The organism is Plantibacter sp. CFBP 8798, from assembly GCF_014841195.1.
Lineage (GTDB): Bacteria > Actinomycetota > Actinomycetes > Actinomycetales > Microbacteriaceae > Plantibacter > Plantibacter auratus.
In genome coordinates this window covers 839955-861657 of the sequence record NZ_JACYTS010000001.1, presented here as the reverse complement: position 1 = coordinate 861657, position 21703 = coordinate 839955, and the positions used below count along the sequence as shown (strand labels likewise).

Annotated in this window: 24 protein-coding genes; 15 read left to right on the top strand and 9 right to left on the bottom strand. The window is 70.0% G+C overall.

The features are described 5' to 3' along the window. The first annotated feature begins 7 nt into the window (after positions 1 to 7). The 3 genes from hpaD (at position 8) to IFU30_RS04100 (ending at position 3466) form a co-directional block, all read left to right on the top strand. Positions 8 to 1147: a 3,4-dihydroxyphenylacetate 2,3-dioxygenase gene (gene hpaD / locus IFU30_RS04110; RefSeq protein WP_192004406.1), complete on the top strand. Its 1140-nt coding sequence runs from the start codon at positions 8 to 10 to the stop codon at positions 1145 to 1147. A 156-nt stretch (positions 1148 to 1303) separates the two neighbouring features. Further along, a complete protein-coding gene (locus IFU30_RS20285; protein ID WP_342450799.1) occupies positions 1304 to 2152 on the top strand; it encodes an Ltp family lipoprotein in 849 nt (282 codons plus the stop codon). A gap of 96 nt (positions 2153 to 2248) precedes the next feature. Then, a complete protein-coding gene (locus tag IFU30_RS04100; protein ID WP_192004405.1) occupies positions 2249 to 3466 on the top strand; it encodes a GNAT family N-acetyltransferase in 1218 nt (405 codons plus the stop codon). Between the two features lie 16 nt (positions 3467 to 3482). Here the strand turns inward: IFU30_RS04100 and IFU30_RS04095 are convergent, their stop codons facing one another. Further along, entirely contained in the window at positions 3483 to 4061 is a 579-nt protein-coding gene (locus tag IFU30_RS04095) for a TetR/AcrR family transcriptional regulator (RefSeq protein WP_192004404.1), read from the bottom strand. Between the two features lie 46 nt (positions 4062 to 4107). Between IFU30_RS04095 and IFU30_RS04090 the strand changes: the two genes are divergently transcribed. From IFU30_RS04090 to IFU30_RS04075, 4 genes are all read left to right on the top strand, one after another. Continuing rightward, positions 4108 to 5304: a DUF418 domain-containing protein gene (locus IFU30_RS04090; protein ID WP_192004403.1), complete on the top strand. Its 1197-nt coding sequence runs from the start codon at positions 4108 to 4110 to the stop codon at positions 5302 to 5304. Positions 5305 to 5308: 4 nt separating this feature from the next. Continuing rightward, positions 5309 to 6706, top strand: a complete 1398-nt coding sequence (locus IFU30_RS04085; protein ID WP_192004402.1) for an alpha/beta fold hydrolase — start codon at positions 5309 to 5311, stop codon at positions 6704 to 6706. After that, on the top strand, positions 6703 to 7344 hold the full coding sequence (locus IFU30_RS04080) for a class I SAM-dependent methyltransferase (RefSeq protein WP_342450798.1): 642 nt from the start codon (positions 6703 to 6705) through the stop codon (positions 7342 to 7344). Before IFU30_RS04085 ends, IFU30_RS04080 begins: the two co-directional genes overlap by 4 nt. Positions 7345 to 7503: 159 nt before the next feature. Next, on the top strand, positions 7504 to 8967 hold the full coding sequence (locus tag IFU30_RS04075) for an FAD-dependent monooxygenase (RefSeq protein ID WP_192004401.1): 1464 nt from the start codon (positions 7504 to 7506) through the stop codon (positions 8965 to 8967). A 62-nt stretch (positions 8968 to 9029) separates the two neighbouring features. On the opposite strand, the gene IFU30_RS04070 is transcribed toward IFU30_RS04075, so the two are convergent. Then, the gene (locus IFU30_RS04070) at positions 9030 to 10013 is read right to left on the bottom strand and encodes an alpha/beta fold hydrolase (protein ID WP_124768512.1); all 984 of its coding nucleotides are present in this window, start codon (positions 10011 to 10013) and stop codon (positions 9030 to 9032) included. A 129-nt stretch (positions 10014 to 10142) separates the two neighbouring features. Here IFU30_RS04070 and IFU30_RS04065 point away from each other — a divergent pair, with 129 nt between their 5' ends. Both IFU30_RS04065 and IFU30_RS04060 read left to right on the top strand, forming a co-directional pair. Next, on the top strand, positions 10143 to 11351 hold the full coding sequence (locus IFU30_RS04065) for an FAD-dependent monooxygenase (protein ID WP_192004400.1): 1209 nt from the start codon (positions 10143 to 10145) through the stop codon (positions 11349 to 11351). After that, on the top strand, positions 11348 to 12100 hold the full coding sequence (locus IFU30_RS04060; RefSeq protein WP_192004399.1) for a YqjF family protein: 753 nt from the start codon (positions 11348 to 11350) through the stop codon (positions 12098 to 12100). Before IFU30_RS04065 ends, IFU30_RS04060 begins: the two co-directional genes overlap by 4 nt. Before the next feature lie 8 nt (positions 12101 to 12108). Here IFU30_RS04060 and IFU30_RS04055 read toward each other — a convergent pair whose 3' ends face one another. Continuing rightward, positions 12109 to 12594 carry an SRPBCC family protein gene (locus tag IFU30_RS04055; RefSeq protein WP_192004398.1) on the bottom strand — a complete coding sequence of 162 codons (486 nt, stop codon included), beginning with the start codon at positions 12592 to 12594 and terminating at the stop codon, positions 12109 to 12111. 57 nt (positions 12595 to 12651) lie between these two features. Here IFU30_RS04055 and IFU30_RS04050 point away from each other — a divergent pair, with 57 nt between their 5' ends. Together IFU30_RS04050 and IFU30_RS04045 are read left to right on the top strand one after the other, a co-directional pair. Next, entirely contained in the window at positions 12652 to 13197 is a 546-nt protein-coding gene (locus tag IFU30_RS04050) for a TetR/AcrR family transcriptional regulator (protein WP_192004397.1), read from the top strand. Between the two features lie 93 nt (positions 13198 to 13290). Beyond that, on the top strand, positions 13291 to 14331 hold the full coding sequence (locus IFU30_RS04045; RefSeq protein ID WP_192004396.1) for a medium chain dehydrogenase/reductase family protein: 1041 nt from the start codon (positions 13291 to 13293) through the stop codon (positions 14329 to 14331). Between the two features lie 68 nt (positions 14332 to 14399). Here the strand turns inward: IFU30_RS04045 and IFU30_RS04040 are convergent, their stop codons facing one another. Together IFU30_RS04040 and IFU30_RS04035 are read right to left on the bottom strand one after the other, a co-directional pair. Beyond that, complete coding sequence (locus IFU30_RS04040; protein ID WP_240043966.1) at positions 14400 to 15098, bottom strand: Pr6Pr family membrane protein; 699 nt, start codon at positions 15096 to 15098, stop codon at positions 14400 to 14402. Positions 15099 to 15157: 59 nt separating this feature from the next. After that, positions 15158 to 15631, bottom strand: a complete 474-nt coding sequence (locus tag IFU30_RS04035; protein WP_192004395.1) for a DUF2000 domain-containing protein — start codon at positions 15629 to 15631, stop codon at positions 15158 to 15160. 106 nt (positions 15632 to 15737) lie between these two features. Between IFU30_RS04035 and IFU30_RS04030 the strand changes: the two genes are divergently transcribed. Then, positions 15738 to 16202 carry an Lrp/AsnC family transcriptional regulator gene (locus IFU30_RS04030; RefSeq protein WP_192004394.1) on the top strand — a complete coding sequence of 155 codons (465 nt, stop codon included), beginning with the start codon at positions 15738 to 15740 and terminating at the stop codon, positions 16200 to 16202. Between the two features lie 17 nt (positions 16203 to 16219). On the opposite strand, the gene IFU30_RS04025 is transcribed toward IFU30_RS04030, so the two are convergent. Then, positions 16220 to 16852 (bottom strand): alpha/beta hydrolase, encoded by a 633-nt coding sequence (locus IFU30_RS04025; RefSeq protein ID WP_192004393.1) that lies wholly within the window; start codon positions 16850 to 16852, stop codon positions 16220 to 16222. Continuing rightward, positions 16849 to 17763, bottom strand: coding sequence for a VOC family protein (locus IFU30_RS04020; protein WP_192004392.1), 915 nt, complete (start codon positions 17761 to 17763; stop codon positions 16849 to 16851). Before IFU30_RS04020 ends, IFU30_RS04025 begins: the two co-directional genes overlap by 4 nt. 167 nt (positions 17764 to 17930) lie before the next feature. On the opposite strand from IFU30_RS04020, the gene IFU30_RS04015 reads away from it, so the two are divergent. From IFU30_RS04015 to IFU30_RS04005, 3 genes are all read left to right on the top strand, one after another. Then, entirely contained in the window at positions 17931 to 18386 is a 456-nt protein-coding gene (locus tag IFU30_RS04015) for a phage holin family protein (RefSeq protein ID WP_071261765.1), read from the top strand. Then, the gene (locus IFU30_RS04010) at positions 18383 to 18625 is read left to right on the top strand and encodes a DUF3618 domain-containing protein (RefSeq protein WP_191940338.1); all 243 of its coding nucleotides are present in this window, start codon (positions 18383 to 18385) and stop codon (positions 18623 to 18625) included. The genes IFU30_RS04015 and IFU30_RS04010 overlap by 4 nt, the downstream gene beginning before the upstream one ends. A 79-nt stretch (positions 18626 to 18704) precedes the next feature. After that, positions 18705 to 19691, top strand: coding sequence for a YihY/virulence factor BrkB family protein (locus IFU30_RS04005; RefSeq protein ID WP_191940337.1), 987 nt, complete (start codon positions 18705 to 18707; stop codon positions 19689 to 19691). A 96-nt stretch (positions 19692 to 19787) separates the two neighbouring features. Here IFU30_RS04005 and IFU30_RS04000 read toward each other — a convergent pair whose 3' ends face one another. Both IFU30_RS04000 and IFU30_RS03995 read right to left on the bottom strand, forming a co-directional pair. Beyond that, complete coding sequence (locus IFU30_RS04000) at positions 19788 to 20684, bottom strand: SDR family oxidoreductase (RefSeq protein WP_192004391.1); 897 nt, start codon at positions 20682 to 20684, stop codon at positions 19788 to 19790. Between the two features lie 58 nt (positions 20685 to 20742). Then, a complete protein-coding gene (locus IFU30_RS03995; protein WP_192004390.1) occupies positions 20743 to 21651 on the bottom strand; it encodes an SMP-30/gluconolactonase/LRE family protein in 909 nt (302 codons plus the stop codon). Between the last annotated feature and the right edge of the window lie 52 nt (positions 21652 to 21703).

Sequence of the window (21703 nt, the reverse complement as noted above, 5' to 3'; positions counted from 1 at the left end):
GCAGATCATGTCGAACCCCATCACCCCGTCGTCGGCCGAGCCCATCGTGACCGCCACCGACCCGATCCCCGTGCCGGTGAACCGCATCCCGACACCCGCCGCTACCCCGCCGGACATCCTCCGCTGCGCGTACATGGAGATCGTCGTCACGGATCTCGCCGCGAGCCGGAAGTTCTACGTCGACGTCCTCGACCTCGTGGTCACGGAGGAGGACGAGACGACCGTCTACCTGCGGAGCTTCGAGGAGTTCATCCACCACAACCTCGTGCTGCGGCAGGGGCCGGTGGCGGCGGTCGCCGCGTTCAGCTACCGGGTACGGAGTCCTGAGGACCTCGACCGCGCGGTCGCCTTCTACACGGAGCTCGGGTGCCGGGTGGAGCGTCGTGCCGAGGGGTACGTGAAGGCCATCGGCGACTCGGTGCGCGTCGAGGATCCGCTCGGGTTCCCCTACGAGTTCTTCTACGACGTGGAGCACGTCGAGCGGTTGGCGTGGCGCTACGACCTGTACACGCCGGGCGCGCTCGTGCGGCTCGACCACTTCAACCAGGTGACGCCCGACGTGCCGCGGGCGGTCGCGTACATGGAGGACCTCGGGTTCCGCGTCACCGAGGACATCCAGGACGAGGCCGGGACGACGTACGCGGCCTGGATGCGGCGGAAGCCGACGGTGCACGACACCGCGATGACGGGTGGCGACGGACCGCGCATGCACCACGTGGCGTTCGCGACGCACGAGAAGCACAACATCATCGCGATCTGCGACAAGCTCGGCGCGCTGCGGATGTCGGACGTCATCGAGCGCGGCCCCGGCCGGCACGGGGTCTCGAACGCGTTCTACCTGTACATCCGCGACCCCGACGGCCACCGGATCGAGATCTACACCCAGGACTACTACACCGGCGACCCCGACAACCCGGTGGTCACGTGGGACGTGCACGACAACCAGCGGCGCGACTGGTGGGGCAACGCCGTCGTGCCGAGTTGGTACACGGACGCGTCGCTCGTGCTCGACCTCGACGGCGAGCCGAAGCCGGTCGTCTCTCGAACCGACGATTCCGAACTCGAGGTCACCATCGGTGCCGACGGCTTCTCCTACACCCGCAAGGGCGACGAAGCGCAGGGCTTCAAGCTCGGCAACACGCTCTAGGCCTCGGTTCGATCGCCCATCTTTGGGCGACGCAGTGTTCGCTCGCCCAAACATGGGCGAACGAACGGGAGGAGCAGGGGAAACCTCCCGAATCACCCCTGCACTGGGGGCAACACCGCTCTCGGAAGTCGGTCGCTCGACTGCCATGCTCAGAGCGTGACCACATCCGAACCGCTGGGGGGCGGCTCACAGCAGCCCGACCCCGCCTCCGCACCGCAGCCGACCGCGCCCTACGCGAACCCGTACGCACCGACGTCCCCGTACGCCGACACCACGGCACCGCCGCCCTACGGCCAGCAGCCGTACGGTCAGCAGCTGCAGCAGACACCGCCGCGTTCGACCTCGGCCGGGCTCGCGATCGCGGCCTTGATCGTCGGGATCGTCGCGTTCCTCATGGGGCTCCTCCCCGTCGCCGGCGCGCTCGTCGGTATCGCGGCGATCGTCCTGGCGGTGCTCGCACTGCAGAAGCGACAGTCCAAGGGACTCGCGGTCACCGGTCTCATCCTCGGAGCCGTCGCGACCCTCGCTTCGTTCGGCACCCTCATCGGAATCGGCGCAGCGGTGAACAGCGTGTCCGATGACAAGCCTGCCGCGATCGTGGAGACCTCGGCGCCGGCCGACGAAGCAGCCAAGCCCGTCGAGACGACTGCACCCGTCGCCGAGACTCCGGTTCCCGCAGCTCCGGCTGCACCCGCAGTGCCCGTCGAATACCAGTCAGCGCTGATCAAGGCGAAGAGCTACTCGGACCTCATGCACATGAGCAAGGCCGGCATCTACGACCAGCTGACCTCCGAATACGGCGAACAGTTCTCGGCAGAGGCGGGCCAGTACGCCGTCGACAACCTGCAGGCCGACTACAACGCGAACGCGCTCGCGAAGGCGAAGTCCTATCAGGAGACCATGTCGATGTCGCCCGAAGCGATCCGCGACCAGCTGACCAGTGAGTACGGCGAGAAATTCACGCCAGAAGAGGCCGACTACGCGATCCTGCACCTCAACGACTGACCTGAGGTGAGGCAGATCGTCGCACGCTCACCTCTCTGACGACGATTTGCCTCACCTCAAGCTCTCGATACTCTGCCACTTCCCTATGCTGGCTGGATGATGAGCCCGGTCGGCTACACCTCGTTCACCGGATCCGCGCCCGACAACGTGTGGGGTGAGGTCACGCAGCTGTTCGTGGAGGCGTTCACCGCCGAGCCCTACAACGAGGACGCGATCGACCTCGCGACCATCCGGCAGTGGGGCCCGGAGCATCTCGGCCACCGCGGCGGACGCCTCGTCATCGCCACGGTCGACGGCCGGATCGTGGGCTTCGCGCTCGCCCACGGCCTCGACGCCGACCCGGCCTGGCTCGGCATCCTGGCGCAGCTGGCCGACTCCAGCAGCACCGCGTCGGCTGCCCTCGCGCGTCCGGCGGACGCCGTCGTCGTCCACGAACTCGCCGTCGCTGAGGATCAGCGCGGACGTGGGATCGCCCGCGGCTGCCTGGCCGCTGTCCTGCAGGACCGGACGGAGACACAGACCTTCATCGGCGTCTACGAGCGCGCGACCGAGGCTGCAGCGATGTACCGCAGCTGGGGACTCAGTGAGCTCGGTCGCGTGCCGATGCCCGGCGACGCGATCGCCCTCCGCGTCCTGACCGCGCCCACGACCGAGCTGGTTTCGCGCCTGCGACCCACCAACCCCGAGTCGGCACGGATGATCCGGCGGACGCTCTGGCTCAGCCCCTGGGAGTGGGATTGTTGCGGCGGGCCGTTGGAAACCGGCCAACGGGCGACCTTCTCCGTCTGGCCCGTCGACGATGGACAGCGGACCTGGCTGACCGAGGCGATCGGCGCGGACCTCACCGCTCAAATCGACGGTGTTGAGATGCATCACGAAGAGGGCCCCGCACCGGAGCGGCTGACGGGCAGGCTGGCGAAGCTGTCGAGGGTGTCGATACCCTCGCGCCTCATCCACACCAAGCGACCACTGTTGCCGCTTGGAGCTCTGCCCGCGGCGAGGCGCCTCGTCGGCCCACCGGGCAGTGGCGTGTACATCGGCATCGGCGCAGCGGTCTCCGACTACGTCACCCACCACGAGACCGCCCCCGGACCGCCCGTCGTCGAGGGGACACCGCGGATCCCACTCACGCGCGGGATCGATCACCCCGACGCCCAAGCAGGGGCACAGGCAGCGGCGGCCGAGGCACGCGCAGCGGCGCAGCGGGCGGAAGCTGCCGCTCGAGCGGCGCAGACGACGGACCCGCCGCCACCGGGCGAGGTCGCACCCCGTCTGGTCGGCTATCTCGTCGAGCTCGACCTGGACGCCGACTGAGCCGGACCGGCGTGGCTCAGTCCGCGCGGCGCAGGCCCAGCAGCGTCGCGTCGATCAGGCGTTCGGCGCGCTCCGGGGTCATCCGGTCCGACTGCTCCGCTGCTCGCGCGACCGCGATGCCGTCGAGCACCGCCAGCAGGAGTGCCGCATCGTCCGCGGCCAGGCCGTCTTCCGGGAACGCGGCGACGAGCAGCCGCAAGAGGACCTCCTCGGTGCGGGCCCAGTCAGCAGCGTGGATCGCGCGCACCTGGGTCTCGGTGCTCGCCCGAGCGGCAAAGGCGACCCAGACGATCCCGTCGGTCAGGTCGTCACCCTCGATGCAGGCGATCTCACGACAGAAGATCCGAAGTCGTTCCTCCTCCGAGGGCACCGCCTCGAGCCGCGCTGCCACGCGCCGACGGAACCGCTCGTTGACCTCGGTCATCGCCGCGACGACCAGTCGGTCCTTCGTCGGGAAGTGATGCTGGACCGCGCCGATGGAGACACCGGCCTCGCTCGCGACCGTGCGGATGGTCAGCGCATCGGCACCGCGCGACGCCATGATCTGCAGCAGTGCATCGAGGATCCGATCCCTGTTCGTGTCCTGCTCGGTCATCGCCTCCGCTTTCGCCATCGCCCACTCGACAGGGTACGGTCTTCACATGACCAATACGAGCGTATTGCCGCCATCACCGCCGACCTCCCGACGCATCGCCGCACTCGACGTGGTCCGCGGACTCGCGATCCTCGGCACGCTCGGCACGAACATCTGGGTGTTCTCGCACCCCTGGGGTCTGCTCGGGATGCTCTCGGCCCCGGTGACGCCGGAGACCGGCCCCGCGGCGGGTACGATCCAGCTCGCCCTCATGGCGTTCACGCAGGGTAAGTTCCTCGCCCTCCTGACCCTGATGTTCGGCGCGGGACTCGCGATCCAGCACGCCACCGCACGACGACGCGAGCAACGCTGGCCGGGCCGGTACCTGTGGCGCGCCACCCTGCTCCTCATCGACGGTGCCGTGAACTACGTCCTCATCGCGGAGTTCGACGTCCTCATGGGCTATGCGGTCACCGGCGCCATCGTCGCCTGGCTCCTGCTCACCAGGCCCCGCGCCCAGCGCGCCATGATCGCCGTCTTCGGCGCGCTGCACGTCCTCCTCATCAGCGCGATCGTCGCGTTCATCGCCACGACGCCGGCGGTGTCGGGCGACCTCCCGCTCCCCGCCGGACCGAGCCCGTACGCCACGGAATCGTTCCTCGGCCTGGCGATCTTCCGGCTCGACAACATGGGGGTCTTCCGCGCGGAGCCCGTGCTGATCGGATTCCTCACGCTCGCGATGTTCCTCGCCGGCGCACACCTCTTCCACGCCGCGGTCTTCGGTGAGACCGGTGGTCGACTCCGACGCCGCCTGATGATCATCGGGGCGTGCGCACTGCCGGTCGATCTGCTGCTGGGCATCGCCGGAGGCACCGCGGGGCTCCTCGCCGAACGCTACCTGGCCGCACCCCTCGTGGCGCTCGGGATCCTCGGCGCCACCGTCGAGCTCTGTCGTCGCTTCGGCACCGACGGCTGGATCGCCTCACGCCTCAGCGAACTCGGCAAGGTCGCCTTGAGCGCCTACCTGCTCCAAAACCTCCTCGGTGGCGCGATCTTCTACGGCTGGGGTCTCGGCCTCGCCGAACTCACCGCTTCCTGGCGTGTCCCGGTCACCGTCGCCGCGTTCGTCGTCATCGCCGCGCTCGTGACCGGCTTCGCCCACCTCTGGCTCCGTCGATTCGCGCTCGGCCCCGTCGAGTGGCTCTGGAAACGCGGTGCGGAGCTCGGGACGAAGCAGCCGGAGGGCCGACCCTCGCTACGGTGAGACCATGACCACCGTGCACCTGACCGGCCAGTTGATCTGCGCGACACCGACCGACGTGGCGATCGTCGAGACCCATCTGCCGGAGCATGTCGCACTCACCCGCGCCGAACCGGGGTGCGTGTCGTTCGAGGTGACGCCGACGGACGACCCGCTCGTCTGGGACGTCGCCGAGGTCTTCGAGGACGACGAGTCGTTCGCAGCACACCAGGCGCGCGTCGCGTCCAGCGAGTGGGGGCGCGCGACCGCGGCCATCGAGCGCCGCTACCAGGTGACCCGGTCGCCAGCGGGCCAGACCGTCATGGACGTCAGCGACGACGACCTCGCCGACCTCCGCCGCAGACTCCACGACACCCGCTGGCCTGACCGGTGGCCGACCGCCGGTTGGGAGGCCGGCACCGACCAGGACGAGCTGCGGCGACTCGTCACCTACTGGGCGGACGACTTCGACTGGGAGGCACAGCAGCGGGGCATCAACGCCCTGCCGTGGCACCAGGCGGAGATCGGCGGGGCCGCCATCACCTATCTCCGGTTCGACGCTGAGGCCCCGGGCGGCATCCCCGTCGTCCTCACGAACGGGTGGCCGAGCACCGCCCTCGAACTGGTCGGACTCGCCAGACGCCTCGCGACGCCGTCCCACTACGGCGGAGACCCGGCGAGCGCCGTCACCGTCATCGTGCCCGCGCTGCCCGGCCTACCGTTCTCGCCGCAACGGCCGACCTTCGGCGATCAGACGCACGAGCTGTGGCACACGCTGATGCACGATCACCTCGGCTTCGCCCGGTACGCCGCCCATGGAGGCGACCTCGGGGCCGGGATCACCTCTCGGCTCGCGCAGGCGCATCCCGAGGCGGTCGCCGGCATCCACCTCCTCGCGGTCGCCGCGCCGCTCGAGGTCGACGCCGAGACGCTCACCGAGGAGGAGCAGGCGCATCTCGCCCGGGTCGAGGCCTGGGACGCCGAGGAGGGCGCGTATGAGCATCAGCACCACACGCGTCCACTCACGCTCGCTCCCGCGCTGTCCGACTCCCCTGTCGGCCTGCTCTCGTGGATCCTCGAGAAGCATCGGGCCTGGAGCGATTGCGGCGGCGACGTCTCGTCCCGGTTCAGCGACGACTACCTCGCGACACTCGCCTCCGTCTACTGGTTCACGAACGCGATCGGCACCTCGCTCCGCCCGTACTACGAGTCCGCGACCGGGATCACGACGCGCGTCGACCGGGTCGAGGTGCCGACCGCGGTCGCGCTCTTCCCGCACGACCTGGCGAGCCCGCCGCGCAGCTGGGCCGAGCGGAGCTACGACGTGCGACGGTTCACAACGATGCCCCGAGGCGGCCACTTCGCCCCGCACGAGGAGCCCGAGCTCCTCGCGGACGACATCCGGGCGTTCCTGACGACGCTGTGACCGACGGTCCACGGACGGCACGTCCCGCGTCGCCCGTCGTCGTCCGCACGGCCTACTCGGGCCGAGCCGTCGAGTACGCCGACCTCCTCGGCTCGATGGCCTCGGTTCACCCCTCGGACCTCCAGCTCGTGACCTCCTGGGCCGATCGCATCGACGGGCGGGCACTCGACGCGGGCTGCGGCCCGGGCCATTGGACGGCGTACCTCGCCTCGCGCGGGCTCGACATCCGTGGCGTCGACCTGGTCCCCGAGTGCATCGCGTATGCCCGCACCGAGCACCCGGAGACCCGGTTCGATCTCGGGAGCCTCGACGCCCTCGATGCGGAGACCGGCTCGGTGGGCGGCGTCCTCGCCTGGTACTCGCTGATCCACCACCGTCCCGACACGATCGACGCCTCGCTCGCGGACTTCGCTCGCGTGCTCCGACCGGGCGGCGAACTGCTGATCGGCTGCTTCGAGGGTCCGGCGGTCGAGGCGTTCGACCATGCCGTGGTGACGGCCTATCGTTGGCCGGTCATGGAGCTGGCCGAGCGGGTGCGCCGGGCGGGCTTCGAGGTCGTCGAGACGCACACCAGGACGAGCCTCGACCAGCGGCCCCACGGCGCGGTCCTGGCCCGGCGAGCCGACGCGGTGAGGTGAGGCGGTTCGTCGCCCGGCCCGAGGCTGAGCGACGATCCGCCGCAACTCACTGCCGCTGCATTTCCAGAGTATGCCGGGCACCGGGGCTTGCCGCAAGACCCCCTCCGGCCTCCAGAATGGGTGGCCGCGGTCGCCTCCGACCGCGAGAACGGGGTCCTCATGCATGACGTCATCATCAGCGGTGGCGGCCCGACCGGCATGATGCTGGCAGCCGAACTCCGGCTCCACGGCGTCGACGTCCTCGTCCTCGAGCGGGACGCCGAGCCGAGCCCTGCCGTGCGGTCGTTGGGCCTCCACCCGCGGAGCATCGAGATCCTCGACCAGCGCGGCATCCTCGACCGGTTCCTCGCCGAGGGCACGCGGTACCCGGGCGCCACCGGTCACTTCGCCGGCATCGTCCCGCCGCGACGCGTGCCGCTCGACACCACGCATGACTACGTCCTCGGTCTCCCGCAGCCGGTCACCGATCGACTGTTGACCGAACGCGCGCTCGAGCTCGGTGCCGAGTTGCGTCGCGGGAACGGACTCGTCGGCCTCGAACAGGACGAGGACGGCGTCACCGTCGAGCTGGACGACGGTGAGCACCTGCGGGCACGGTGGCTCGTCGGATGCGACGGCGGGCGGAGCACCGTCCGGAAGATCCTCGGCATCGGCTTCCTAGGCGAGCCCGCGCAGACCGAGTGGATCCTCGGGGAGATCCAGGTCACCCTCCCGGCCGACGAGGTCGCCGCCATCGCCGACGAGGTCCGGAAGACGCACCGTGGCTTCGGCATCGGACCGGTGTCCGACGGGTTCTTCCGCGCGGTGGCGCCCGCCGACGCCCCCGCCGACGAACGCCTGGCGACTCCGACGATTGAGGAGTTCCGGGCCCGGCTCGAACGCTTCGCCGGGACCGACTTCGGCGCACACTCCCCGCGCTGGCTGTCGCGCTTCACCGATGCGACGAGACTCGCCGAGCGCTACCGGGTCGGCCGGGTGCTCATCGCCGGCGACGCCGCCCACGTGCACCCGCCCCTCGGCGGGCAGGGCCTCAACCTCGGGGTCCAGGACGCGTTCAACCTCGGATGGAAGCTGGCCGCCGAGCTCGCCGGCTGGGCACCGGCCGACCTCCTCGACACCTACGCGACGGAGCGCCGCCCGGTCGCCGACGACGTCCTCACGCTCACCCGAGCACAGAGCGTCCTCCTGTCCCCCGACCCCGGCCCGCAGGCGGTGCGTCGGCTGTTCTCGGACCTGATGCGGTTCGACGACGTGGCCCGTTTCCTGGGCGAGCGGATCGCGTCCACCGGCATCCGATACGACGTCGGAGGTCCCGGCGCAGCGGTGGACGACGGCTCTGACGACGGGTCGCTGCTCGGCCGACGGCTCCACGACCTCCCCCTGGCCGACGGCGGGCGCTTGTTCACCCTCCTCCACGAGGGTCGCGGACTCCTGCTCGACCAGACCGGGACCCACGGGCTGTCCGGCTGGGCGGACCGCGTCGACCGGGTCGCCACCACGACCCCGGAGCTCGCGGCCACGGCGGCGCTCCTGCGCCCGGATGGCCACGTGGTCTGGCTAGCCGACGGGCGGGAACCACTCGAACCGGCCCTCCGGCGCTGGTTCGGCGAGCCGACGCGGTGAGGTGAGGCGGTTCGTCGCCCGGCCCGAGGCTGAGCGACGATCCGCCGCATCTCAGCGAGCGCTCAGTCGTGGTCGATGGAGGCGACCGCGTCGGCCACCTGCGACTTCCCCTCGGCCACGCGGTCGTCGTCGTCGGTGACGATCCCGATCGTCTCCTCGATCCGACCTCCGACGGCCTGGATGATGGCCGCGGGCTGCGGTGCCTCCGGTTCCTTGTCGTCGCTCCCGTCCGAGTCCTCGGGGTAGACCTGGAGTCGGTCGTCGTCGCCGTCCGCCACCGTGCGCCTGGCGTGGTCGACGCAGAGCTTCGCGACCTCCTCGGCGTGCGCGTACATGACGGAGTGCGCTGCGCCGGGGATCTCCCAGAGGCGTGAGGAGGGCAGGAGTTCTCCGACCCGCTCCACCCACTCGCGCGGTGCGACGGCGTCGTACTCGCCACGGATGACGAGCGTGTGCGCCTGCACCTTCGGCAGGGCCTCCTCGATCGGGTAGGTCAGCATCTCCGGCAGGACCCGCGAGAACCATTTGAACCCGCAGAAGACGTAGGCGCTGACGGCGAGCACCTTCACCGTGAGCGGTTCGTGCCAACTCGACTGCAGGAACCGGACCGCCTGGGTGAGCACCCGCCGTTGACCGGGCACGACGACTGGCCCGATGAGGATGAGGGTCGACAACTCGGGGCGACGGGAGACGAGGTCGCTGACCACCTGACTGCCCATCGAGTGGCCGACGATGATCGGGTCCTTGAGATCGAGCTCGTCGATGACCCGACCGACGAGGTCCGCGTACTCGCGGATCGTGAGCGTCGACGAGGGGTGCGGCACCCCGCCGAAGCCGGGGAGGTCGAGCGCGTGCACCGGCCCGAACTCGTTGAGGTGCGGCGCGAGGCGCTCGAAGTACGTGGACGAGACACCGATGCCGGGGATGAGGATGAAGGAGCGATCGCCGCTGGACCCCACGGAGTTGACCCGGACGTAGACGTCGCCGTCGTAGACGCGATCGACCCGCACACTCCGCTTGCGACGCTTGCGTTCGATCCTCGACATGCCCCCAGCGTACAAGCGGGCGACGCCTGCACCGCCGGAGCTGTCAACCATGCGGGATTCGGATCGGCGAGCGCGATGATGGAGGCGACCGGAGCGGCAATCCCACGCTCCCTGAGAGGTGGCACCACGATGACCGTTCCCCGCGTCCTGATCTCCGGAGCCAGCATCGCCGGCCCCGGCCTGGCGTTCTGGCTGAACCGCTACGGCTGGGAGACGACGGTCGTCGAGCGCGCGCCGGCGTTCCGCGACGGCGGCCAGAACATCGACGTGCGGGGCGCTGCTCGCGAGGTCCTGCGACGCGCGGGCCTCGAGGACGCGGCACGCGAGGCGACCACCGGCGAGCGCGGCACCCGGTTCGTCGGTGACGCCGGTGAGACGATCGCCGAGTTCCCGGTGTCGGACTCCGAGACCGACGGCGCGACCGCCGAGGTCGAGATCCTCCGTGGCGACCTGGCCCGCATCTTCATCGACGCGACGGACGGCACCACCAGCTATCGGTACGGCGACCACATCACCGGGCTCGACGACGACGGTGAACGGGTCCTCGTGTCCTTCGCACATGGCGAGGATGAGGCGTTCGACCTCGTGATCGCGGCTGACGGCATCCGGTCGTCGACCCGCGAGCTGGCCTTCCCCGGCGAGGCGGTGACCCGCTCCCTCGGGCTCGAGATGACGTACCTCACCATCCCGCGCGACGACGCCGACGTGCCGTGGTGGCAGTGGTACTCGGGCGTCGGCGGCCGCAGCGTCACGCTCCGACCCGACCGGCACGGCACCACCCGGGCCGTCCTCACGGAGGTCACGTCCGACCGCGGCGACGGCATCGTCCCCGCGCGCCGCGACCTCGACGCGCAGCGACGGCATCTCAGGAACCGGTTCGTCGGACTCCCCTGGCAGGCGAACCGGATCCTCGAGCATCTCGACGACAGCGACGACGTCTACTACGAATCCATCGGCCAGGTCAGGACGCCCCGCTGGGCATCCGGACGGGTCGCACTGCTCGGTGACGCGGCCTGGTGCGCGTCGCCCGTCAGCGGCATGGGGACGAGCCTGTCGATCGTCGGCGCCTACGTGCTGGCCGGTGAGCTGGCTGCGCACGTGCACCACCGGGACGCCTTCCGCGGGTACGAACGCATCATGCGCCCGTACGTGGAGCAGGCCCAGTCGCTGCCGCCGGGTACACCGCAGCTCGCCAACCCGACCTCGAAAGCCGGCGTCGCGGCGTTCCGCACCGCACTCCGCGTGGCCGGGTCGAAGCCGGCGAAGCTCGTCGGTGCGCAGTTGTTCTCCCCGCCGGCCGACAAGATCGACCTGCCCGAGTACGAGCACCTGGCATGACCGGCGAGCCCAGGCCGATCGCCTCGACCGCACCGGCACTGTCCGGCCCGGTGGTCGCCGCGCAGGAATGGCGGGACCTGGCGTTCGTCCACTGGCGCGTCCCGGCGAGCGCCGTCGCGCCACTGCTCCCGCCCGGGGTGGTCCCCGACGTCTTCGACGGTTCCACCTGGGTCGGGCTGATCGCCTTCCAGTTGGGCGACGCCCGCATCGGTCCGCTGCCGCCGTCGCCCGTCGGCGGCTCCTTCACCGAGGTGAACGTCCGGTTGTACGGGGTCGACAGCGAGGGGCGTCGCGGCGTCGTGTTCCGGTCGCTGGAGGCGTCGAGCCTGCCGGCGGTCCTCGCGGCTCGCGCGATGTTCGGCCTGCCCTACCAGTGGGCGCGGACCGCGCAGCGACCGACGGACGACGGCTGGGAGTACGCGTCGCGGCGGATCACGACGTCGCCGACGACACGAGGTCCGGGCTTCCAGCTCGGCGTCGATGTCGACCGCGCGACGACCGTCGACGACGAGCTGTCGCAGTTCCTGACGGCGCGGTGGGGGCTCTTCCAGAGCCGCTTCGGTCGGACGCAGTGGTTGCCGAACGAGCACGAACCCTGGGTGGTCCACCCGGCGCGCGTCACCTCCTTGCGCGACGAGCTCTGCGCGGCGGCGGGCCTCCCTGGTGTCGTCGAGCACGAGCCCGACTCGGTGCTCTTCAGCCCCGGCGTGACCGCCCGATTCGCCATCGGCTCGTTCCTCGCACGCTGAGTGGCGGATCAGTCCGCTGCAGCGACCGCGGCGAGCACGGCGGGATCCTCACAGCCGCGCGCGAAGCCTCGGATGCGGCGGTCGATGTCGCGCTGCAGGACGATCGCACCGATGCGCTCGGCGATCGGCGCCAGCCACCGCGGCTTGCACGTAAAGTTGTAGCGCCAGACGGCGAGGGTGCGCTGGTCGTCGCCCTCCACCGGGCTGAAGCGCCAGCCGCCGGCGAGCCGCTCGAAGAACCATGAGCCCTTCGTCATCTTCATACCGACGTTGGTCGGCGGGTGGTACGACACGTACTCGCTGACCATCCGGAACCCGAACCGCTGGATGGTGAAGGTGCGGACGCCCTTGGCGGCCTCCTTCGCGCCGTCGAGGAAGTACTGCCTCCGGATGAACGGATCCCAGCGCATCCGGGTCTCGCCGGTGGTCTGGGAGATCGCGAACGCGACGTCGGGCGGGACGGGCACGGTGCAGCGGGATTCGACGACGGGCATGCCCCATCCTGACACGGGTGCTTGACGGGTATCGCTTGTTCGTGTTCACTCAGTCACATGAGCCGATCGACCGCCGAGGACCAACGCGTCCGCACCATCGCGAGTGCGGTGGAGGTCTTCTCGATCGCCGGTTACCGCGCCACCCCCGTCGCGGACGTCGCTGCTGCGGCCAAGATCTCCCCCGCCTACGTCTTCCGCCTGTTCGACGGCAAACTCGGCCTCTTCGTCGCCGCGGTCGAGCACTGCTACGAGCAGGTCGCGAACGCGATGTCCGCAGCCGTCGAGGACCACCCGGAGTGGAGCCCGGACGACAAGCTCGACGCGATGACCCAGGCGTACATCGAGCTCATCCGCGACCGCAGTCTCATCGCCCTCCAGGTGCACGCACAGAGCGCCTGCGACGTCCCCGCGATCCAGGAGGCGGTCCGCTCCGGGCTCGCACTCGTGGTGCGCGTCATGTCCCGTGACTCCGGGGCGGACGCCGGCGCCGTCCAGCGCAGTCTCGCCTACGGGCAGCTCTGTCACCTCGTCGTGCAGGCGGGCCTCGGCGACGTCGACGCCGACTGGGCGCGTGTCGTCGACCACGGCATCCGGCACGACTGATCGACTCAGAGCCACCGACCGCACCTGCTGTTTTTCGTACCCACAGTTGTGACTGTTCAGTCACACACAACCATCACGAGATCGGAACACATCATGCACACCACACCATCCGCGACCACCACCCAGGTCGTCCTGCCGGGCCTCGTCGAGCCGGCCGGCCTCGAACTGGCCACCGTGCCGACGCCGACTCCTGACGCCGGCCAGCTTCTGGTCGAGATGGAGGCCACCGGGGTCTCCTTCGCCGAGCAGTCGATGCGCAAGGGCCGGTACTTCGGCCAACCGGCGTTCCCGTTCGTCCCGGGATACGACCTCGTCGGACGGGTGCTCGAGGTCGGCACCGGAGGTGACCCGACCCTCATCGGCAAACGGGTCGCGACCCTGACCAAGACGGGTGCCTGGGCGACCCACGCCGTCGTGGCCGCGCGCGACAGCATCCTCGTGCCGGACGGGGTGAGCTCAGAGGACGCCGAGACGGTCGTCGTGAACGGCGTCACCGCGTGGCAGATGCTGCATCGCGCTGCGCGGGTCCAGCCGGGCCAGACCATCCTGTTGTTCGGTGCGAACGGGGGCGTCGGCGGAATCCTCATCCAGCTGGCGCGACTCCACGGCGTCCGGGTCATCGGTGCGGCGTCGCCCCGGCATCACGAGGCACTCCGCGCGGCGGGCGTCATCCCCGTCGACTACGCGGACCCCGAGCTCGGCGCACGGGTTCGCGAGCTGGCGCCGAACGGGGTCGACGCCGTCTTCGACAACGTCGGCGGCGAGACGACCCGCACGGCCTTCGGGCTCCTCGCCCGCGGCGGCACGCTCGTGACCTACTCGATCATCACCACGATGGGCGGCACGGGACCGCTGATGGCGCCGTTCCTGCTGGCGATCGGTCAGGCGCTGCTCTGGACGGCCCTCCCGAACGGCCGCAGCTCGACCTTCTACGACCTGTGGGCGGGCCACCGCCTCCGTCCCGCCAGGTTCCGCCGCCGCCTGGAGGCCGACCTCGGCGAGGTCTTCCGGCTCCTCGAGCACGGTGACATCACGGCCAACATCGCCGCGCGATTCCCCCTCACCGAGATCGTCGCCGCCATGGAACTCGCCGAGTCGCGGACGCTCAACGGGAAGGTGGTACTGCACCCCTGAGTCGGGCCGCAGGCTGAGGTGAGGCATTCGGTCGCCCGGAACACCGCCGGGCGACCAGGTGCCTCACCTCAGCGGCGGAGCGCGGCGGGCAGCACCCGGTCGACGAGCTTGAGCAGCACGGCGAAGACGATCGCGACCACGAGCACCATGAGCGCGTTCCGGACGGCACCGTCGAAGCCGAGCTGCGTCGCATCGAGGAAGGGGTAGGGGTACCAGCCGGTGATGCCGCCACGGATGAAGGTGAAGACCACCCAGGCGAGCGGCCAGAGGAACGCCCACGCGACGGTGCTCCAGGTGAAGCGCGGACGCGGACCGAACACGAGCCAGGCGCCGAGCGTGAGCCACGGGGACAGGTAGTGGAACCCGATCGTGATGACGAGCGCCCACCCCGTGAGGTTCACCTGCGGCGCCAGCACCACCGCGTACACGATGCCGGTGATGACGATGCTGAGCAGGGCGTCGAGCCGCGCGACCCGCCAGAGCCGACCGTCACGCAGGGGGTCGATCGCCAGCAGGACGGACACCGCGAGCACGATGAGGTTGCTGAGGATCGTGAACGCACTGAAGATGCGAGCGAAGCGGGTCGCCAGTCCGACGGACATGTCCACGCCGCCCGAGCGGGCGTCGGCGCCGCCGGTGATGACGAGGACGATCTGGATGACGAGCGAGATCGCGATGATCACGGCGATCAGGAGGTACATCACGCGGCTGGCGGTGACGACGGCTGCGGACGGCGCGACCTGCGGGGGATGGACGGTGGTGCTCACCCGCCAACCCTAGCCAGCCCGCCGCACCCCACCTCCCTCAAGCCCTGACGCGTGCGCTTTCAGGCCAGCAGCGGCAGTCGCCCGACGATCCGGTCCACCCGGTTGCGCGGCCCGACCAGCGCGACGGCCAGCGGGGCGAGTGCGTCCGGCGCGGTCGCCGCCACTGCTTCGAGATACTCGTCGTAGACCCGGGTGAGCTGGGCCGCTTCCGGCATGTCGACGACGAGCACGCCATCCGAGCCCGCCGCCTTGGCCCGGATCGCCGCCAGTTGCTCAGCCGGAGCGGACAACACGCTGCACCCGGCCCACGGCAGTCCGGGATGAGCCGAGCCGTCGGCATCGAGGGCGTCCGGCCCGAGGAGTCCCTGCACGCTGGCTCCGATCGCCGCAGCGACGCAGGCCGCCGCATTCACGGCTCGACCGGCCGGGAGGTCCTGCTGCACGACGACGACCCATTTCAGCCGGGCGGACCGCGTGGGCGCCGCCGTGTCGATCTCCTCCGGCGCGAAGCCGACGAGCTGTTGTTCCGTCATGTCTCTCCCTGATGTCGTACGTGAATCGACCATCAGGCTATGTCGAGCGGCACCACAACGAATTCGACCCCGTACATCGTCCGGACGAACTGGCACAATCGACCGCATGGACGAACTTGATACGGCGATCCTGCGCGAACTGCAGCGCGACGCACGGCGCACCAACCGGGACATCGCTGCCGCGGTCGGCGTCTCGCCCACCACTGCGCTCGACCGGACCCGCAGCCTGTACCGCCGCGGCGTCATCCGCGGCGCGCGACTCGACGTCGATCTGCCGTCGCTCGGTCGCTCGGTCCAGGCGCTCATCGCGATCCGGATCCGACCGCCGTCGCGCGTCAACATCGACGCGTTCCGCAGCTGGGCGATCACCCTCCCCGAGACCATCGGCGTCTTCGTCGTCTCCGGGAACGAGGACTTCCTGCTCCAGGTCGCCGTCACCGACAACGACGCGCTCTACGCCTTCGTGATCGACAAGCTCACCGAACGTGAGGAGGTTGCGGACGTCCGGACGAGCGTCGTCTACGAGCACGTGCGACCGCAGGTGGTGATGCCCGCGGAGGCGACGACCTGAGCGACTGTGGGGACAGGTCAGCCGACGTGCTCGCCGAGGAACCCACGGACGTCGTCGATCTCGGCCTGGTCGATCCCGTGGGCGAGGCCCGGGTAGGTGCGCTCGGTGAGGGTCGTGTGCAGCGGCAACCACGCTGCGGCGCGCGCGACGGCCGGCGCGGCGATGACGCGGTCCTCGAGACCCCGTCCCCAGAACACCGCGGGTTTCGTCGCTGCCAGCATCTCGTCGCCGGGCTGCGGCGCACTCAGCACGAACCCGGCGAGGATGACCGGCGCCACGACCCGCTCGGGTCGCGTGCGCAGCAGCTGCGAGGCCATGAAACCGCCCTGCGAGAAGCCGATGGGCACGACGCGCGCCTCGGCCGACACGTGCTCGTCGATCCAGCCCCAGACGGCGTCCGTGGCACGGGCGATCGGCTCCGGGTCCGGGTTGCCCGGCGTCGTGATCTCGAACCAGGCCGCGCCACCGTGGCCCCTCTCGAGCGGCGCGCGCAGCGACACCCAGGGCATGCCGAGCGCGAGCGGCCCGACGAGACCGGTGAGGTCGTGCTCGTTGGAGCCGTAGCCGTGGAGGAGCACCGCGACGACGGGAGCGGACGACGCGGCGTCGGCCCAGTCGGCGGAACGGACGTCGCGCAGTGCGGTGGTCATCGGGACAGCAGCTCCTCGGTCGACAGGTCGGGCAGGGCCACGGTCACGCGGGTCCCCCACGGGTCGGAGACGGTCACGGAACGACCGTCCGCGTCGAAGGGGATCGCGCGGGCGCGCAGCCTCGCGGCCAGCGTATCGAGGTTCGCGAGGTCGGGGACGGTGATCGACACGTCGCCGAGGCCGAGGGCGGCCGCGCGAGGACCGGCGCCCTGGCTGTTCCAGACGTTCATCGCGATGTGGTGGTGGTAGCCGCCGGCGGAGGCGAAGATCGCGCCGGGGTACTCGGTCTGCGTCGTCTCGAATCCGAGGGCGTCGACGTAGAAGGCTCGGGCGGTCTGGAGGTCTCCGACCTGCAGGTGCACGTGCCCGACGGCACCGGCCAACGAGGGCCCGGCGCCGAGGGCGTCCTCCGTGAGGTGCCGCTGCAGGTAGGCGTTCGGGTCGAGGTAGGTGGTGGTCATGGCGATCTGGTCGCCCGAGCGCACCCAGCTGCTGCGCGGGCGGTCCGTGTACAGCTCGACGCCGTTCCCCTCCGGGTCGGTGAAGTAGAACGCCTCGCTCACGAAGTGGTCGCTCGACCCGACGAACTGTCCGCGGGGGTCCTGCGCGGCCCGATAGACCGTCGCCGAGAGGCTCGACTCGTCCTCGAACAGGAACGCCGTGTGGAACAGACCGGCCTGCCGCCGGTCGACGGCCGGCAGATCTGGCGTGTGCACGAGCCGCACGAGCGGGGTGACGCCACGACCGAGCACCCGGTGCACCTCGCGGTCGCGGCTGCGCTCCTCGAGCGGCTCCATCGCGAAGGCGTTGGCATAGTAACCGGACATGAGGTCGAGGTCGCCGACGCGGAGCGTGACCGCGCCCATCGACGTCTCCGGGGCGAGCAGACGCTCGTCGAGCACAGCGGACATTCGGTCTCCGATCGGGTGATGGGGTCGGTACAGGCTACCCCGTTTACTTGTAGATGTAACCAATTGAGTGTCGCCGTATTCCGCGATCGGCCGACACGCCTGTCAAGCCCTTGTCTCGCGCGCGAGAGGGGTGTGGGCTGGAGGACCACAACGAGAAGAGTGCTCAGATGACCGATGCCAGCAGCGCGGCCGACCGCAGACGGAGTCGCCGCGGACTTCCTCCCATGAAGACCCTCCTCACCGACCTCCGCGAGGATGTCGTCCGCCTCGTCACGGGCGAGATCGCCCTGTTCAAGGCGGAGATGACGAAGAAGGCCAAGGACCTCGGGATCGGCGCGGGAATGCTCGTCGTCGCCCTGGTGCTCGTGCTCTTCGGCTTCGGGACGCTCATCGCGGCAGCCGTCCTCGGACTCGCCACCGTGCTCCCCGCCTGGCTCGCCGCCCTCATCGTCGGCGTCGTCCTCATCCTCGTCGCCGGGATCCTGGCGCTCGTCGGCGTCAAGAAGCTCAAGGCCGGCGCGAAGCCCGTTCCCGAGCGCAGTGTCGAAGCCCTCACCGGCGACCACCTCGCGGAGCACCAGCAGCACGACTCGAAGCACGACACCAAGGAGGCCGCAGCATGAGCGACCAGGATCTCGCCCGCCCCACTCCCCCCGAGGGCGCCGGTCTGAACACCCTGCAGCTCGAAGTCGAACAGACGCGTGAGCACCTCGCGCAGACGCTCGACCTCCTCTTCCAGAAGTTCGACGTCCGCACCGCCGTGGCATACCACCTGCGCACCACCGCCATCGTCGTCGCCTCGGTCGCGGTCGTCGGTGCGGGCGTCCTGCTGTGGCGTGCGAACCGAGGGCACCGTGTCTGAGTCCGCCAAAGAGGACCGTCTCGATCGGAGCACGGCTGACGATCCGCGGAACCGCGATGCGGACCACGCGGAAGAGACGATGAACCCCCAGCGCGTCCCCGTCCCCTGGGGCTACGTCCTGAAGCGGACGCTGCACTCCTTCACCTCGAACCAGTGCACCGACCTCGCCGCGGGGCTCACCTACTTCGCGATCCTGTCGCTCTTCCCGGCCGTCCTGGCGCTCGTCTCGATCCTCGGCCTCTTCGGACAGAGCCGCAACGGCACCGACGCCCTCCTCGAGATCGTCGGCAACCTCGCACCGGGCGACAGCCTCGGCTTCCTGACCGACGCGGTGAACCAGTTCGTCGAGTCACCGGCGATCGGCTTCGCGCTCGTCGTCGGTATCGGCGGTGCCGTGTGGTCGGCATCCGGCTACGTCGGCGGCTTCGGACGCGCGCTCAACCGCATGTACGGGGTCGAGGAGGGGCGCAAGATCTGGTCCCTGCGTCCGACGCAGCTCGGCGTGACCCTCGTCGTCCTGCTCGTCATCTCGGTGATCGCCCTCGCGCTCATCGTGTCCGGGCCGGTCGCCCAGGCCATCGGACAGGCGGTCGGTCTCGGTGAGACGGGCCTCACGGTCTGGTCGATCGCGAAGTGGCCGGTCATGGCCGTCGCGCTCGTCTTCGTCATCGCCGTACTGTACTCCGCGACGCCGAACATCAAGCCGGAGAAGTTCCGTTGGATCAGCATCGGTGCGCTCGCCGCGCTCCTGATCCTGCTCATCGCCTCGCTCGGGTTCGGCTTCTACATCGCCAACTTCAGCAACTACGACGCCACCTACGGCTCGCTCGCCGGCATCATCATCTTCCTGCTGTGGATCTGGATCGCGAACCTCGCGCTGCTGTTCGGTGCCCAGCTCGACATCGAGATCCAGCGAGGCCGCCAGCTCGCCTCGGGTGTCGCCGCCGAGCAGGAGCTGCAGCTGCCCCTGCGCTCGGACGCCGCGATCAAGGCGCTCGCCGACCGCGACGCGAAGGACGCCCTCGAGGGCCGTCGCGTGCGACGCGCTGCAGACCGCACGGACTGACCCAAACAGCCCGCGAACTGTCAGAAACGGCTAGTCGGACGGTGGTCCGACTAGCCGCAACTGACAGTTCGCGGGCTGCTGTGGGGTGGGACGGGGTTACGGCGTGGGCATACCGCCGTTGACGTTCAGGGTCTCACCGAGCACGTAGCTCGACTCCGCCGACGCGAGGAACACGTAGGCGGGCGCGAGCTCGGCCGGCTGTCCCATGCGGCCGAGCGGGGTGTCCTCGCCGAACTCCGCGATCTTGTCCTGCGGCTGACCGTCCGACACCTGGAGCGGCGTCCAGATCGGGCCGGGCGCGACCGCGTTGACGCGGATGCCCTTGGGCGCGAGCTGCTGCGCCAGTGCCTTCGTGAAGGCGTTGATGGTCGCCTTGGTCGACGCGTAGTCCACGAGGATGTCGGAGGGCGAGTACGCCTGGATCGACGTCGTGTTGATGATCGACGAGCCGGCCGGGAGGTGCGGGAGCGCGGCCTTCGAGAGCCAGAACATCGCGTAGACGTTGGTCTTGAAGGTGTCGTCGAACTGCTCGTCCGTGAGGGTGGTGAGGTCCTCGTTGAACGTCTGCTTGCCGCCGTTGTTCACGAGGATGTCGAGGCCGCCGAGGCCCTCGACCGCGCGCTCCACGAGGTCGCGGCAGTAGGCCGGGTCGCGGAGGTCGCCGGGCAGGGTGAGCACGGTCGCACCGGCGTCCTGCAGGATGCCGGCGATGCGCTGCGCGTCCTCCTCCTCCTCGGGAAGGTAGGACAGCGCGACGGACGCGCCCTCGCGGGCGAAGGCGATCGCGGTGGCCGCGCCGATGCCGGAGTCGCCACCGGTGATGAGCGCCTTGCGGCCGGTGAGCCTGCCGGAGCCGCGGTAGCTCTTCTCGCCGAGGTCGGCCTTCGGGTCGAGCTCGGCGTCCAGTCCGGGCTCGGGCTGGTGCTGCTTCTCGGCGGTGATGTGGGCGTAGAGCTTCGCCGGGTCGGTGAAGGTGTACTGGTCGTTGGCCATGGTGATGGTCCTCTCGTTCAGTGTTCGGTCGTGGTCGGACAGGTCGGAATGGTTCAGGTCAGATGCGGTCGGTCGCCGGGTCGGGCACCGAGGTCGATCGGCGTCCGTAGGAATTGACGGGTCGGCCGGTCGCGAGTCCGTCGAATCGGAAGATGCCGCCGCTGAGCGGTGCGTCCACCAGGTCAGCCTCGGTGAGGTTCTCGCGGGCCGTCCCGACGAAGAGCGTCGTGAGCTCGGGCCCACCGAAGGCCACCGAGGTGACGCCTGGGGCGGGCACGCTCAGCTCGTCCTCGACGGTGCCGTCCGGGCTCCACCGGAGCACGCGACCACCGCCGTTGACGCCGTTCCAGAACCGACCCTCGGTGTCGAGCGCGAGGCCGTCGGAGTCGTAGCCGACGAGGAAGGGCTCCAGCGGCCCGAGTCGGCCGTCTTCTCCCGTGCTCGCCCGGTAGACCGTCTTCACGGTGGTGTCGGTCACGTACACGCTGCGACCGTCGTCGGACCATTCGAAGCCGTTGGTGACGCCGAAGCCGCCGAGCAGCGTGCGGAGTCCGGTGTCGTCGAGCAGGTACAGGGCGGCGTTCGGTTCGCCGGTGGTGACGTTCATGGAGCCGACGAGGAACCGGCCGAACGGGTCGACCTTCGCCTCGTTGCTGCGCAGGCCGGCGTGGACGTGGTCGAGCTTCGCCAGGGTCTCGGCGATGAGTCCGTCGTCGTCGAGGGTGACGATGCGGTCGCCGAGTGCGGCGATGTAGCCGCCGGCGGCACGCGGCTGCACGGCGCTCAGCGGCGGTGGGAGCTCGGTGACGCGGTCGTCACTGCCGTCCACGGCGCCGTCCATCCGTCCGCGGTGCAGCGTGCCCGCGGTGATGTCGACCCAGACGACCTCGTCGGTGCGGGCGTCCCACCAGATGCTCTCGACGAGGATCGCGGGGGTGTCTCGGAAGACCTGTGGGTGAACATCCATTGCCTCCACGGTACGGACCCGGACGGGTGTCCCCGCGGGGCTTGCTTTCCCA

Excerpts from the sequence above, each read along its gene's own strand:
- hpaD (WP_192004406.1), top strand. The coding sequence starts at position 8 with ATGTCGAACCCCATCACCCCGTCGTCGGCCGAGCCCATCGTGACCGCC.
- IFU30_RS04100 (WP_192004405.1), top strand. The coding sequence starts at position 2,249 with ATGATGAGCCCGGTCGGCTACACCTCGTTCACCGGATCCGCGCCCGAC.
- IFU30_RS04095 (WP_192004404.1), bottom strand. The coding sequence starts at position 4,061 with ATGACCGAGCAGGACACGAACAGGGATCGGATCCTCGATGCACTGCTG.
- IFU30_RS04090 (WP_192004403.1), top strand. The coding sequence starts at position 4,108 with ATGACCAATACGAGCGTATTGCCGCCATCACCGCCGACCTCCCGACGC.
- IFU30_RS04085 (WP_192004402.1), top strand. The coding sequence starts at position 5,309 with ATGACCACCGTGCACCTGACCGGCCAGTTGATCTGCGCGACACCGACC.
- IFU30_RS04075 (WP_192004401.1), top strand. The coding sequence starts at position 7,504 with ATGCATGACGTCATCATCAGCGGTGGCGGCCCGACCGGCATGATGCTG.
- IFU30_RS04070 (WP_124768512.1), bottom strand. The coding sequence starts at position 10,013 with ATGTCGAGGATCGAACGCAAGCGTCGCAAGCGGAGTGTGCGGGTCGAT.
- IFU30_RS04065 (WP_192004400.1), top strand. The coding sequence starts at position 10,143 with ATGACCGTTCCCCGCGTCCTGATCTCCGGAGCCAGCATCGCCGGCCCC.
- IFU30_RS04060 (WP_192004399.1), top strand. The coding sequence starts at position 11,348 with ATGACCGGCGAGCCCAGGCCGATCGCCTCGACCGCACCGGCACTGTCC.
- IFU30_RS04055 (WP_192004398.1), bottom strand. The coding sequence starts at position 12,594 with ATGCCCGTCGTCGAATCCCGCTGCACCGTGCCCGTCCCGCCCGACGTC.
- IFU30_RS04050 (WP_192004397.1), top strand. The coding sequence starts at position 12,652 with ATGAGCCGATCGACCGCCGAGGACCAACGCGTCCGCACCATCGCGAGT.
- IFU30_RS04045 (WP_192004396.1), top strand. The coding sequence starts at position 13,291 with ATGCACACCACACCATCCGCGACCACCACCCAGGTCGTCCTGCCGGGC.
- IFU30_RS04035 (WP_192004395.1), bottom strand. The coding sequence starts at position 15,631 with ATGACGGAACAACAGCTCGTCGGCTTCGCGCCGGAGGAGATCGACACG.
- IFU30_RS04030 (WP_192004394.1), top strand. The coding sequence starts at position 15,738 with ATGGACGAACTTGATACGGCGATCCTGCGCGAACTGCAGCGCGACGCA.
- IFU30_RS04025 (WP_192004393.1), bottom strand. The coding sequence starts at position 16,852 with ATGACCACCGCACTGCGCGACGTCCGTTCCGCCGACTGGGCCGACGCC.
- IFU30_RS04020 (WP_192004392.1), bottom strand. The coding sequence starts at position 17,763 with ATGTCCGCTGTGCTCGACGAGCGTCTGCTCGCCCCGGAGACGTCGATG.
- IFU30_RS04015 (WP_071261765.1), top strand. The coding sequence starts at position 17,931 with ATGACCGATGCCAGCAGCGCGGCCGACCGCAGACGGAGTCGCCGCGGA.
- IFU30_RS04010 (WP_191940338.1), top strand. The coding sequence starts at position 18,383 with ATGAGCGACCAGGATCTCGCCCGCCCCACTCCCCCCGAGGGCGCCGGT.
- IFU30_RS04005 (WP_191940337.1), top strand. The coding sequence starts at position 18,705 with ATGAACCCCCAGCGCGTCCCCGTCCCCTGGGGCTACGTCCTGAAGCGG.
- IFU30_RS04000 (WP_192004391.1), bottom strand. The coding sequence starts at position 20,684 with ATGGCCAACGACCAGTACACCTTCACCGACCCGGCGAAGCTCTACGCC.
- IFU30_RS03995 (WP_192004390.1), bottom strand. The coding sequence starts at position 21,651 with ATGGATGTTCACCCACAGGTCTTCCGAGACACCCCCGCGATCCTCGTC.